This is a genomic window from Congregibacter sp. (genome assembly GCF_965660375.1).
In the GTDB taxonomy this organism is placed as follows: Bacteria; Pseudomonadota; Gammaproteobacteria; order Pseudomonadales; family Halieaceae; genus Congregibacter.
On the sequence record NZ_CBFHZO010000120.1, the window covers coordinates 1 to 12,358 of the forward strand.

Sequence of the window (12,358 nt, forward strand, 5' to 3'; positions counted from 1 at the left end):
CGAAGAGCGTCTGTCTCGTCTTGATGATCCCTTTAGCGTGTTTCGTTGCCACGGCATTCAGAATTGCGTAAACGTGTGTCCTAAAGGCCTGAATCCTACCCGCGCCATTGGCCATATTCGCAGCATGTTGCTCAAACAGGCAGCCTGAGCCTCTCGGGGCGGATTTTTCGCGAAAAGTCCGCCCATTTCTTGGCTTTACACCTTCTAGAGCCTCCCCTTTGCTGGCATAATTGCACCATCGCGCAACCCGGACACGGGACGCGCCCGCGGGGCCGGGGGGACCGCGGAAATCACTTGCCCCGGCACACTCGGTTGTCGTCGTAACACGCGTGTGGTGTTCGTCTAGGGGGCAGAATGCAAGAAAACTCCATGGAGCTGTTTCGTCGCAGTTCGCACATCGCCGGTGGCAATGCCACCTACGTTGAAGATCTCTACGAAAGCTATCTCATAGACCCGAACGCCGTGCCTGAGCAGTGGCGAGATTACTTCGATAAGTTGCCCCGGGTCGAAAGCAAGACGTCGCTCATGGACGATGTGCCCCACAGTGCATTGCGCGAACGCTTTGCCCGCATCAGCAAGATGCGTGTGCGCACTGAAGCGACGGTCGCCCATGACAGCCAGGCAACGCAGCACGAGCGCAAGCAGGTCAAGGTCCTGGCGCTTATCTCGGCCTATCGTCAGCGGGGGCATCAGAAGGCTCAGCTCGATCCCCTGGGGTTGGCTCAGCGCGAGCGCGTTCCTGACCTGGAGCTCAATTTCCACGAGCTGTCCGTCGCAGACCTGGATACGAGCTTCCAGGTCGGCACCCTCAAGATGGGGGCGGGCGGATCGACGTTGAAAGACATTATCGACGCGCTGGAGCGCACCTATTGCCACACGGTGGGTGCAGAGTTCATGCATATTGTCGACACGGAGCAGCGCCAGTGGATCATGTCGCGCATGGAGTCCGTTCGCTCGGCACCGGATTTCGGCCCCGATGTTCAGCGGCAGATACTCAGGCGTCTGATCAAAGCCGACGGGCTTGAGAGGTCTCTCGGCTCGAAGTTTCCCGGCACCAAGCGTTTTGGTCTGGAAGGGGGAGAAAGCCTCATTCCCATGCTTGCAGAAATGATGCAGCGCATCGGTGGCTATGGCGCCAAGGAAATTGTTATCGGTATGGCGCACCGCGGCCGCCTCAATGTACTGGTCAACATTCTGGGTAAAAACCCGTCGGAGCTGTTCGCGGAATTCGAAGGGCGAGCCATCTATGAAAGCTCTGGTGACGTGAAGTACCACCAGGGTTTCTCCTCAAATATGATGACGTCCGGGGGGGAGGTTCACCTCGCACTGGCCTTTAATCCCTCCCACCTGGAGATCGTTTCGCCCGTTGTGGAGGGTTCGGTGAGAGCCCGCCAGGACCGTCGTGAAGACCCTGACGGACATAGCGTGTGGCCCATCGTGCTCCACGGCGATGCCGCCTTTGCCGGTCAGGGCGTGGTGATGGAGACCTTTCAGATGTCCCAGACCCGCGCCTACAAAACCGGGGGCACGGTGCACATCGTGCTCAATAACCAGGTAGGCTTTACCACCAGTGTTCGTGAGGACTCTCGCTCCACCGAATACTGCACGGATGTCGCGAAAATGGTGCAGGCGCCTATTTTCCACGTGAACGCCGATGATCCCGAGGCAGTGTTGTTTGTGACGCAGATGGCTATCGACTACCGCAATGAGTTCAAGCGCGATGTGGTGGTCGATCTTGTCTGCTATCGCCGCCGGGGTCACAATGAGGCCGATGAGCCGGCTGTGACCCAGCCGCAGATGTATGAGGCTATCCGCAAGCATCCCACCACGCGGGATATCTACGCGCGTCGACTCATCGAGGCCGGGGTGCTCACCGAGACCGAGGATCAGGCGCTGGTAGAAGGGTATCGCGGGTCTCTGGATCGCAATGAGCCTCTGGTATCCAGTCTGGTGAATGAACCTAATGCGGAGCTCTTTGTAGATTGGTCACCGTATCTTGGCCACGAGTGGACCCTCCACTGTGATACAGGTATGGACCTGCATCACTTGCAGACCCTGGCGCAGCACACCAATCAGTCGCCGGATGGTTTTCCATTGCAACGTCAGGTGGCAAAGATCCTCGAGGATCGTCGCAAGATGGCTGCCGGTGCCTTGCCCCTCAACTGGGGCTTCGCTGAGACCCTGGCTTATGCGTCATTGCTGGAAGCAGGATATCCGGTGCGCCTCACGGGGCAGGACGTGGGCCGGGGTACCTTCTCTCATCGCCACGCGGTGTTGCATAACCAGCGCGACGAGGCGACCTATGTCCCGCTGCAGCATGTCAACGATGACCAGGCTGACTTCGTTATTCATGACTCCCTGCTGTCTGAGGAAGCGGTGCTGGCATTCGAATACGGTTACTCCACCACATCGCCTACGGGGCTGGTGATCTGGGAAGCGCAGTTTGGTGATTTCGCCAACGGCGCCCAGGTGGTGATCGATCAGTTCATCACCAGTGGAGAGCACAAATGGAGTCGCCTCTGCGGATTGACCATGCTGCTGCCCCATGGCTATGAAGGCCAGGGGCCGGAGCACAGCTCGGCGCGTCTTGAGCGCTTCATGCAGCTTTGCGCCGAGCACAATATTCAGGTCTGCGTGCCTACGACGCCCGCGCAGGTGTTCCACATGCTGCGCCGCCAGGCCATCCGGCCCCTGCGTAAGCCTCTGGTGGTAATGTCACCCAAAAGCTTGCTGCGTCACAAGGAAGCCACATCCACCCTTGAGGATCTTGCCAACGGCCGTTTTTATAACGTGCTGGATGAGACCGATGACCTGGACAAGAATGCGGTGGAGCGTGTTGTTCTCTGCTCTGGCAAAGTGTTTTACGATTTGCGCGCTGCGCGGCGGGAGAGGGGCATCGAGAATATTGCCCTCATCCGGCTGGAACAACTTTATCCCTTCCCCGAAGGGGAAATGCTGCAGGTGCTCAGTGCCTATCCCAACCTTAAAGACGCTGTCTGGTGTCAGGAAGAACCTATGAACCAGGGTGCCTGGTACTCAAGCCAGCACCACATGCGCCGCGTGTTCGCCTCGCTCTACAGTCACGTCTATCTCGGTTACGCTGGACGCGATGCGTCTGCTGCACCTGCCGCGGGCTACATGGCCCTTCACCTCGAGCAGCAGGAGGCCTTTATCAATCAGGCTCTGACGCTCGGCAGCGCTAACGCCTAATAGCTTCTTCACAAGGAAAACTCATGGCTATTCAAATCAAAGCTCCCGCATTCCCTGAGTCCGTCGCCGATGGCGAGGTCGCTGCCTGGCACAAGGAGGAGGGCGAGTCGGTCAAGCGGGACGAGCTCATTGTCGAGATTGAGACCGACAAAGTGGTAATGGAAGTGGTCGCCCCCGCCGATGGCGTCATCAAAAAGATCCATGCCGGGGTGGGTGAGACCATTGAGAGCGAAGCTCTGCTGGCGGATCTTGAAGAGGGGGCCGTTGCGGAGGCTGCCCCGGACACCGCAAGCACAGAGGCCGTGAGTGCTGCCGCAGAATCCGGTGGAAGCAGCGGAGAAATGGGGCCTGCGGCAAGACAGATGATCGAAGAGCACAAGCTCGATCCCGCCCAGATTACTGGCACCGGTAAAGGCGGACGGATTACCAAGGAAGATGTGACGGCGTTCATCAAGGCGCGTCCTGCGACCTCACCGGCTCCCGCGGCCAAGGAAAGCGCTGCCGTTGTGGATGTTCCCAGCGGTCCGTCAGGCGAGCGGGTTGAGAAGCGTGTGCCCATGACGCGTATGCGGGCGCGTATCGCAGAGCGGCTGCTCGAAGCCACAACGTCTACGGCCATGCTCACGACCTTCAACGAGGTCAATATGGCGCCGGTGATGGCGCTCCGCAAAAAGTATAAGGATCAGTTTGAGAGAACACACAACGGCACCCGTTTAGGTTTTATGGGTTTCTTTGTGAAAGCGGCGTGCGAGGCTTTGAAGCGTTATCCCGCGGTGAACGCCTCCATTGACGGGAATGATGTGGTTTATCACGGCTACCAGGATATCGGTGTCGCGGTGTCAACCGATGGAGGTCTTGTGGTTCCTGTGCTGCGGGATGCGGACTTTATGAGCCTTGCTGATGTAGAGGCGGCCATTGTGGATCTCGGCACGCGGGCAAAAGCCAACAAGTTGACCATTGATGATATGACCGGAGGCACGTTTACCGTGACCAATGGTGGCGTGTTCGGTTCGCTGTTGAGTACGCCCATTCTGAACCCACCGCAGACCGGTATTCTGGGAATGCACAAGATTCAGGAACGGCCCATGGTGGTCGATGGCGAGGTCGTCGTACTACCCATGATGTATCTTGCGCTCTCTTACGATCACCGTCTCATTGATGGCAAAACTGCCGTGCAGTATCTGGTGGCGGTAAAGGACCTTATCGAGGATCCCGCACGGATTCTCCTGCAACTCTAAGCAGAGGCAGACCCTTTTAATCAGCCAGACGGGGAATTCACGATGGCAGATAAATACGATGTAGTAGTTATTGGTTCCGGACCTGCAGGCTATGTTGCGGCAATTCGGGCCGCACAGTTAGGGCTCAGCACTGCGGTGGTCGAGGAATGGACAGACGAGAAGGGCGCTGCAACGCTGGGGGGCACCTGCCTCAATGTTGGGTGTATCCCCTCAAAGGCCTTGCTGGATTCCAGTCAGAAGTTTCATGACGCGAAGGACTCCTTGTCAGTGCACGGTATTGGCGTTGAAAATCCCACCATTGACGTACCGGCGATGCTGGAGCGCAAGAACAAGATCGTTGGCCAGCTAACCGGCGGTATCGGCGGACTGTTCAAGCACAACGGCGTCACGGTCATCCAGGGCCGGGGAAAAGTGCTTGTGGGTGCAAACGTCGAAGTCACCACGTCAGATGGGACGGTATCTACCGTAGAGGCAGATAACGTCATTATCGCCGCCGGCTCCGAACCTGTGAAAATTCCGCCCGCACCGGTGGACAACGAATATATTGTCGACTCTACAGGGGCCCTTGAATTTACTGAGATACCCGAGCGTCTGGGGGTTATCGGGGCGGGCGTCATTGGTCTCGAACTAGGCAGCGTGTGGGGCCGCCTCGGCTCTGAGGTAATCCTTCTGGAGGCCCTGGATGAGTTTCTTGCCATGATGGACGGCCAGATTGCCAAGGAAGCCGCAAAAATATTCAAGAAGCAGAAACTTGATATTCGCCTCAGCAGTCGCGTCACCGACGCCACCGTGAAAGACGGCAAGGTGCATGTGCGCTATGACTCGCCCGAGGGTGAGCACACCGAGATTTTCGACAAACTGATTGTGTCAGTGGGTCGTCGCCCCCGTACCGTGGATCTCCTGGCGGATGATTCCGGCGTCACCCTCGATGAGCGCGGATTTATTTTCGTTAACGATCAGTGTGCTACTGAAGCGCCAAATGTGTTTGCTGTGGGTGACGTGGTCCGTGGCCCCATGCTGGCGCACAAGGGGTCTGAAGAGGGCGTCATGGTCGCGGAGCGTATTGCCGGCAAGCCTGCCCAGGTCAATTACGACTGTATCCCATCGATCATTTATACCCACCCGGAAATTGCTGCCGTGGGACGCACAGAGCAGGAGCTGAAATCTGACGGAGTTCCGTACAAGGTCGGCAGTTTCCCCTTTGCGGCGTCTGGCAGGGCATTGGCTGCCAATGACTCCGAGGGACTGGTCAAGATCATTTCCCATGCCGAGACCGATCGCATCCTGGGATGTCATATTGTCGGGCCATCCGCAGCAGATCTGACGCAGCAGGTGCTTATCGCGATGGAGTTTGGCTCCAGCACCGAAGATCTTGCGCTGATGGTGTTCGGTCATCCGACGCTCTCCGAAGCGGTACACGAAGCAGCGCTTGCTGTTGATGGCCACGCTATCCACGTGGCTAACCGAAAGCGCCGCTAAAAAGATTTGGCACTTCGGGTTTTCGGAGTGTCATCAGACGCGCTTTGGACAAGGGGTCCGAAGTGCATTTGTTTCCTTGAACACTAACGGGACTTCACATGAATCTTCATGAATACCAGGGTAAGCGTCTCTTTGCCGAGTATGGTTTACCGGTTTCCACGGGTCACGCGGTTGACTCTCCTCAAGCGGCTGTTGAAGCCGCAGATCTTATCGGCGGCGATATGTGGGTGGTTAAGGCCCAGGTACATGCCGGCGGCCGGGGCAAGGCCGGGGGCGTCAAGCTCGTCAAGACTAAGGATGAAATTGCCGACTTCACCAGCCATTGGCTGGGGAAAAATCTCGTCACCTATCAGACCGATGCCAACGGACAGCCCGTATCAAAAATCCTTGTCGAGTCCTGTACGGACATCGCTGATGAGCTGTACCTCGGGGCGGTTGTCGACCGTTCATCGCGGCGCATCGTGTTTATGGCGTCTACCGAAGGCGGTGTGGAGATCGAAAAGGTCGCCGAAGAAACACCGGAGAAAATCCTTCGCGCGGTGATCGATCCCCTCAATGGCGCTCAGCCCTATCAGGGCCGTGAACTGGCTTTTAATTTGGGTCTCAAAGGTGAGCAGATTAAGCAGTTCGTGAAAATTTTCCTGGGCCTGGCCAAGATGTTCCAGGAAAAAGATCTGGCACTTATCGAGATCAACCCTCTGGTAATCACTACCGAGGGCAACCTTCACTGTCTCGATGCCAAGATTGGCGTGGATGGCAATGCTCTCTATCGTCAGGCTGATCTGCGGGAGATGCATGATCCCTCGCAGGAAGATGAGCGCGAATCCCATGCGGCACAGTGGGAACTCAACTACGTGGCGCTGGATGGCAACATTGGCTGCATGGTCAACGGTGCGGGACTCGCCATGGGTACCATGGATATCGTCAAGCTCCACGGCGGTGATCCAGCGAACTTTTTGGACGTGGGAGGTGGCGCCACCAAGGAGCGCGTCTCCGAAGCTTTTAAGATCATCTTGTCGGATGACAAGGTGAAAGCGGTACTCATTAACATCTTCGGCGGCATCGTGCGCTGTGACCTTATTGCCGAAGGTGTTATCGGCGCAGTCGAGGAAATCGGTGTCGAGGTCCCGGTCGTTGTTCGGCTGGAGGGTAACAATGCAGAACTGGGCCGCAAGGTGCTTGCGGACAGTGGTTTGAACATTATTGCGGCGACGAGTCTGACGGACGCCGCGCAGCAGGCAGTGAAAGCAGCGGGAGGTAACGCCTGATGAGTATCCTGATCAATAAGGACACCAAAGTCATCTGTCAGGGCTTTACCGGCTCTCAGGGCACCTTTCACTCCGAGCAGGCGATTGAGTACGGCACGAAAATGGTCGGCGGCGTGACACCGGGCAAAGGCGGGCAGGAGCACCTGGGTCTGCCAGTTTTCAATACCGTAGCTGAGGCTGTTGCCGCTACCGGCGCTGAAGCCTCTGTTATCTATGTACCTGCGCCTTTCTGTAAGGACTCTATCCTCGAGGCGGCCAACGGTGGCATCAAGCTGGTGGTTTGCATCACGGAAGGCATTCCTACCCTCGATATGCTTGAGGCGAAGGTCAAGTGCGATGAACTGGGTGTGCGGCTGGTAGGCCCGAACTGCCCCGGCGTTATCACACCGGGGGAATGCAAGATTGGCATTATGCCCGGACATATCCACCAGCCGGGGAAGGTTGGTATCGTTTCACGATCAGGTACCCTGACCTATGAGGCGGTGAAGCAAACTTCTGATGCGGGGTTTGGTCAATCAACCTGTGTCGGTATCGGTGGTGACCCGATTCCCGGTTCTAACTTCATCGATATCCTTGCCATGTTCGAGGCTGACCCGGCTACAGAAGCGATAGTTATGATCGGTGAGATCGGCGGCACTGCGGAAGAAGAGGCGGCTGCATATATTAAGGCGAATGTCTCCAAGCCTGTGGTTTCCTACATCGCGGGCGTAACCGCGCCCAAGGGCAAGCGCATGGGGCACGCGGGTGCGATTATCTCCGGTGGTAAGGGCACCGCCGATGAGAAGTTTGCGGCGCTTGAGGATGCCGGCGTTAAGACTGTGCGCTCTCTCGCAGACATTGGCTCGGGATTGTCTGAAATTACCGGTTGGTAGTTGTCGGCCTGGCCGTACAGGAACCCGCCAGCAGTGGCGGGTTTTTTTGTGCCTCATTTTTGTCCATCGCGCTGTGCCAGGGCCTTGAATTCAGGGGATGGCCCCCCATATCAGAGGCATAGATTTATCCGCCTGCTCAACGTTAGAGGACACTATGACTGCACAAATGAATAAAGAGACCCTGGGGTTCCAGACTGAAGCGCGGCAGCTGCTGCAGCTGATGATTCATTCACTGTACTCCAACAAGGAAATCTTTCTGCGCGAGCTGATTTCCAACGCCTCCGATGCCGTGGATAAGCTGCGTTTCGCAGCGCTCTCCGATGACGCTCTGCTGGAAGGCGACGGCGACTATGCCGTTCGCGTGGATGTGGATAAGGATGCGGGTACCGTCACCATCAGTGACAACGGCATTGGAATGAGTCGCGACGAGGTCATTGACAACCTTGGCACCATCGCTAAGTCAGGTACTGCTGCCTTTCTTGAGCAACTATCCGGTGATCAGCAGAAGGATTCCCAGCTTATCGGGCAGTTCGGCGTCGGGTTTTATTCTTCCTTTATTGTCGCGGACCGTGTTGCAGTACACACGCGAAAAGCGGGCGTAGCGCCGGCTGAGGGCGTGCTCTGGGAGTCTCAGGGCGAGGCCGAATTCACCATCGAAGCTCAGGATAAAGAAACGCGCGGCACCAGCATCACCCTGTATCTGCGGGAAGACTGCAAGGACTTCGCCGACGACTGGCGGGTCCGCAGCGTTATCAAAAAGTACTCGGACCATATTTCTGTTCCCGTGCTTATGAAAGAAGCGCCCGTGCCCGCGGCCGAGGATTCGGAAGACGAAGAGGCTGAGACGCCCGAGCCGGAGTACAAGGCTGTAAACGAGGCAACGGCACTGTGGACCCGTAGCCGCAGCGAAGTCACCGATGAAGAGTATGGCGCTTTTTATAAGCATGTGTCCCACGATTTTGAGGACCCCCTGAGCTGGAGTCACAACCGGGTGGAGGGCAAGCTTGAGTACACGAGCCTGCTGTATATCCCCGCGCGGGCTCCTTTCGATCTGTGGAATCGCGACGCCAATCGCGGCGTGAAGCTCTACGTGCAGCGCACCTTCATCATGGATGACGCAGAGCAGTTTCTGCCCTTGTACCTGCGTTTCGTCAAGGGCGTGCTCGACTCCAACGACCTGTCCCTGAACGTGTCCCGGGAGATTCTCCAGCAGGACAAGACCGTGGATGCCTTGCGCAGTGCCTTAAGCAAGCGCGTGCTGGACATGTTGTCGAAGATGGCGAAGAACGACCCCGAGAAGTACGCCACTTTCTGGAAGGAGTTTGGCCAGGTTCTGAAGGAAGGTCCTGCCGAAGATATGGGCAACAAGGAGAAGATCGCCGATCTCCTGCGCTTCAGCAGTACTCACACGGATCAGGAGACTCAGGACCAGTCGCTCAAGGATTACGTTGAGCGCATGCAGGAAGGACAGGACAAGATCTTCTATGTGGTGGCTGAAAACTTCAACACGGCGAAGCGCAGTCCCCAGCTGGAAGTTTTCCGCAAGCGTGGCATCGAAGTCCTGCTCCTCTGTGACCGTGTGGATGACTGGTTGATGAATCACCTCCAGGAGTTCGATGGCAAACAGCTACAGGATGTTGCCCGAGGACGTCTTGATCTTGACGACGAGAGTGAAGAAGAGAAACAGGCCCGGGAGGCAGCGGAGAAGGACAGCGAAGGTCTTATCGAGCGCCTGAAAAACGTGATTGGCGACGATGTGGAAGAAGTGCGCGTCACGACACGCCTCACCAATTCACCCGCCTGTCTGGTGGTGGGCGAGCAGGATATGGGTGCGCAAATGCGCCGTATTATGGAGGCAGCCGGGCAGCCAGTGCCGGAATCCAAGCCAATCCTGGAGATAAATCCGACCCATTCGCTGATCAATCGCCTCGATGCCGAAGCGGACGAGGACCGGTTTGCCGATCTTGCCAAGATTATCTTTGACCAGGCCAATCTGGCGGAGGGTGGCCAGCTCGATGACCCGGCGGCCTACGTCGAACGTTTGAACAATCTCCTTTTGCAATTAAGCAACGCTTAAGAGGCTACAGCAGCCATTGGGGCGCTTCTGCGGTGCAATGGTTGCTATAGTTCCGTTATGAGGTTTATAAAGCTAGCTCTCGTTTGTTGTAGTTTTGGCGCATCCTTGGCGTGTGCCGAGGATCTTCCTCCCAGCGCTTACCTTGCGCGTATGAGTGACTTTGCTCATCTGCAGGAAATCGACAGGGAAGCCGGAAAGCGGGTGAGAGACTATCTCATCCCCCTGGGTGCCATTGAGAAAGTGCGTGGGGTGTGGGCGCCGCGGGACAGGGAGCGGCACAGCGGTAACCTTGAAAGCGTTACCTGGCGGGTGCTCGATGGCTACACGTCTGAGGAGATGGTCGAGGAACTTGACGATCGCCTGGCGAAGCACGATGCCGCGAGCATTCGCTTCAGCTGCGAGGCCAGAGGGTGTGGCAGCAGCGTACAATGGGCCAACAAAATCTTTGGAGAGCGGCTCCTGTACGGCACCGAGGCGTCTCAGCGCTACCGCGTATACGCTCTGGAGCATGGCGGCGAGAGCTACCGAATCCTGATCTACGGATCAGCGCGCAGCAGTGATCGCCAGTATCTCCATGCCGAGGCACTCACGATAGCCCCATAAGGCAGCTTCGGAGCCTCTCTCTGGCATGCGCCTGCTGCTGAGCGGTTATTGATGGAGCTGGAGCAGTGACAGGAACTCATCCCGGGTTTTCTGGTCGCTGCGGAAGCTGCCCAGCATTGCCGAGGTTTTCATCATTGAGTTTTGCTTTTCCACGCCGCGCATCATCATGCACATGTGTTGCGCTTCCACGATAACCCCTACACCCTCAGCCTCCGTGACTTCTAAAATGGTCTCGGCGATCTGCGTCGTCAGGGATTCCTGGATCTGGAGGCGGCGCGCGTACATGTCCACGAGTCGTGCAATCTTCGAGAGGCCGATTACCTTGCCCGTGGGGATATAGGCCACATGGCACTTCCCGATAAAGGGCAGCATATGGTGCTCACACATTGAGTACATCTCAATGTTTTGCACGACGACCATTTCGTTGCTGTCGGAGGGAAAGAGCGCATCGTTGACGACGTCTTTGACGTTTTGATGGTAGCCTCGAGTCAAAAACTCGAAGGCTTTTGCCGCACGCTTCGGAGTGTCTTTGAGACCCGGACGCTCAAGGTCCTCACCGATGCCCGTGATAATGCCCGCCCAATGGGATTCCATGACGTTTGATACTCAAATTTGAGGAAGAAGAATGATGGTAGCAACCTCCTCAGGAAGCGGCAACGCAGTGTTTCTCAAGGACTATGGGCTGGACAGGGCTACCCCCGGTACCGTTGGGGAGGCTCTCGAGCAAACCCATGGCGCTTTGAAAAGAGCTGATGTGTTTTTTGGCCATGGCAGTGACAGCGCCTGGGATGAAGCGGTGTTTATGCTTTTGAGTGCCCTGGGATTGCCGCTGGACTCTGGCGATGAGGTGTTGGCCGGGGCAGTGGGCGACGATGAATGGGCCACTATCCTTCACTGGTTGCAGGGTCGCATCATAGATCGTAAGCCCTTACCTTATCTTACCGGTCGGGCGTGGTTCGCGGGGCTGGAGTTCAAGTGTGACGAACGTGCGCTGGTGCCGCGCTCACCGCTGGCGGAGCTCATCCGTAACGAGTACGCACCCTGGTGGGCGGGAAAAGCACCCGGGTCCCTGCTCGATTTGTGCTGCGGCGGAGGGTGTATTGGTATTGCCGCTGCGGTGCATCAGCAGAATCTTGACGTGGTTATCGCAGATATTGATGACGCCGCCTTGTCCCTTGCCCGGGAGAACATAGCTTTTCATAGCGTCGCTGATCGCGTTGCCGCCGTGAAGTCCGATCTTTTTGGAGGGCTGTCAGGAAGGCGTTTTGACATCATCCTTTGTAATCCCCCCTACGTGGACGCGAGTGACCTTGCGGCAATGCCGGCGGAGTTTTTGGCGGAACCGCCCCTGGGTCTGGGTTCCGGTGAGGATGGTCTGGATATGTCACGGCGTCTGTTAAAAAGCGTAGCGGACTACCTCACGCCGCAGGGACTGCTTTTTTTAGAGGTCGGGAACTCCTGGGAAGCCTTGGACAGCGAGCTTGCCGGCTTACCCTTAACCTGGATTGAATTCAGCGAGGGCGGTCACGGGGTATTGCTCCTGCGCGCCGAGGAACTACCGCAGGTGACGGAGCATCTCGCAGCTGATCCCTGATAACGCCCTTCACAACG

Annotated in this window: 9 protein-coding genes and 1 pseudogene; 9 read left to right on the forward strand and 1 reads right to left on the reverse strand. The window is 57.1% G+C overall.

The features are described from left to right. The 8 genes and pseudogenes from sdhB to ACTG3T_RS12415 all read left to right on the forward strand — a co-directional run. Window positions 1-148: pseudogene (sdhB, locus tag ACTG3T_RS12380) on the forward strand (succinate dehydrogenase iron-sulfur subunit); the annotation flags it as partial. A gap of 206 nt (window positions 149-354) precedes the next feature. Next, the gene (locus ACTG3T_RS12385; RefSeq protein WP_439102590.1) at window positions 355-3,210 is read left to right on the forward strand and encodes a 2-oxoglutarate dehydrogenase E1 component; all 2,856 of its coding nucleotides are present in this window, start codon (window positions 355-357) and stop codon (window positions 3,208-3,210) included. Between the two features lie 23 nt (window positions 3,211-3,233). Continuing rightward, window positions 3,234-4,448 (forward strand): 2-oxoglutarate dehydrogenase complex dihydrolipoyllysine-residue succinyltransferase, encoded by a 1,215-nt coding sequence (gene odhB, locus ACTG3T_RS12390; RefSeq protein WP_439102591.1) that lies wholly within the window; start codon window positions 3,234-3,236, stop codon window positions 4,446-4,448. Window positions 4,449-4,490: 42 nt separating this feature from the next. Further along, window positions 4,491-5,927: a dihydrolipoyl dehydrogenase gene (gene lpdA / locus ACTG3T_RS12395; protein WP_439102592.1), complete on the forward strand. Its 1,437-nt coding sequence runs from the start codon at window positions 4,491-4,493 to the stop codon at window positions 5,925-5,927. 98 nt (window positions 5,928-6,025) lie between these two features. Further along, window positions 6,026-7,195 carry an ADP-forming succinate--CoA ligase subunit beta gene (gene sucC / locus ACTG3T_RS12400; RefSeq protein WP_439102593.1) on the forward strand — a complete coding sequence of 390 codons (1,170 nt, stop codon included), beginning with the start codon at window positions 6,026-6,028 and terminating at the stop codon, window positions 7,193-7,195. Beyond that, complete coding sequence (gene sucD / locus ACTG3T_RS12405; RefSeq protein ID WP_439102594.1) at window positions 7,195-8,067, forward strand: succinate--CoA ligase subunit alpha; 873 nt, start codon at window positions 7,195-7,197, stop codon at window positions 8,065-8,067. The genes sucC and sucD overlap by 1 nt, the downstream gene beginning before the upstream one ends. Before the next feature lie 154 nt (window positions 8,068-8,221). Then, the gene (htpG, locus tag ACTG3T_RS12410) at window positions 8,222-10,144 is read left to right on the forward strand and encodes a molecular chaperone HtpG (protein ID WP_439102595.1); all 1,923 of its coding nucleotides are present in this window, start codon (window positions 8,222-8,224) and stop codon (window positions 10,142-10,144) included. A 105-nt stretch (window positions 10,145-10,249) separates the two neighbouring features. Next, window positions 10,250-10,747 (forward strand): DUF4892 domain-containing protein, encoded by a 498-nt coding sequence (locus ACTG3T_RS12415; protein WP_439102596.1) that lies wholly within the window; start codon window positions 10,250-10,252, stop codon window positions 10,745-10,747. A 45-nt stretch (window positions 10,748-10,792) separates the two neighbouring features. Here ACTG3T_RS12415 and folE read toward each other — a convergent pair whose 3' ends face one another. Then, window positions 10,793-11,341, reverse strand: a complete 549-nt coding sequence (gene folE / locus ACTG3T_RS12420; protein WP_439102597.1) for a GTP cyclohydrolase I FolE — start codon at window positions 11,339-11,341, stop codon at window positions 10,793-10,795. A gap of 31 nt (window positions 11,342-11,372) precedes the next feature. On the opposite strand from folE, the gene prmB reads away from it, so the two are divergent. After that, window positions 11,373-12,341, forward strand: coding sequence for a 50S ribosomal protein L3 N(5)-glutamine methyltransferase (gene prmB / locus ACTG3T_RS12425; protein ID WP_439102598.1), 969 nt, complete (start codon window positions 11,373-11,375; stop codon window positions 12,339-12,341). The last annotated feature ends 17 nt before the right edge of the window (window positions 12,342-12,358 follow it).

What these genes read in the sequence shown, in the direction of transcription:
- ACTG3T_RS12385 (WP_439102590.1), top strand. Translation starts at nt 355, where the DNA reads ATGCAAGAAAACTCCATGGAGCTGTTTCGTCGCAGTTCGCACATCGCC.
- odhB (WP_439102591.1), top strand. Translation starts at nt 3,234, where the DNA reads ATGGCTATTCAAATCAAAGCTCCCGCATTCCCTGAGTCCGTCGCCGAT.
- lpdA (WP_439102592.1), top strand. Translation starts at nt 4,491, where the DNA reads ATGGCAGATAAATACGATGTAGTAGTTATTGGTTCCGGACCTGCAGGC.
- sucC (WP_439102593.1), top strand. Translation starts at nt 6,026, where the DNA reads ATGAATCTTCATGAATACCAGGGTAAGCGTCTCTTTGCCGAGTATGGT.
- sucD (WP_439102594.1), top strand. Translation starts at nt 7,195, where the DNA reads ATGAGTATCCTGATCAATAAGGACACCAAAGTCATCTGTCAGGGCTTT.
- htpG (WP_439102595.1), top strand. Translation starts at nt 8,222, where the DNA reads ATGACTGCACAAATGAATAAAGAGACCCTGGGGTTCCAGACTGAAGCG.
- folE (WP_439102597.1), bottom strand. Translation starts at nt 11,341, where the DNA reads ATGGAATCCCATTGGGCGGGCATTATCACGGGCATCGGTGAGGACCTT.
- prmB (WP_439102598.1), top strand. Translation starts at nt 11,373, where the DNA reads ATGATGGTAGCAACCTCCTCAGGAAGCGGCAACGCAGTGTTTCTCAAG.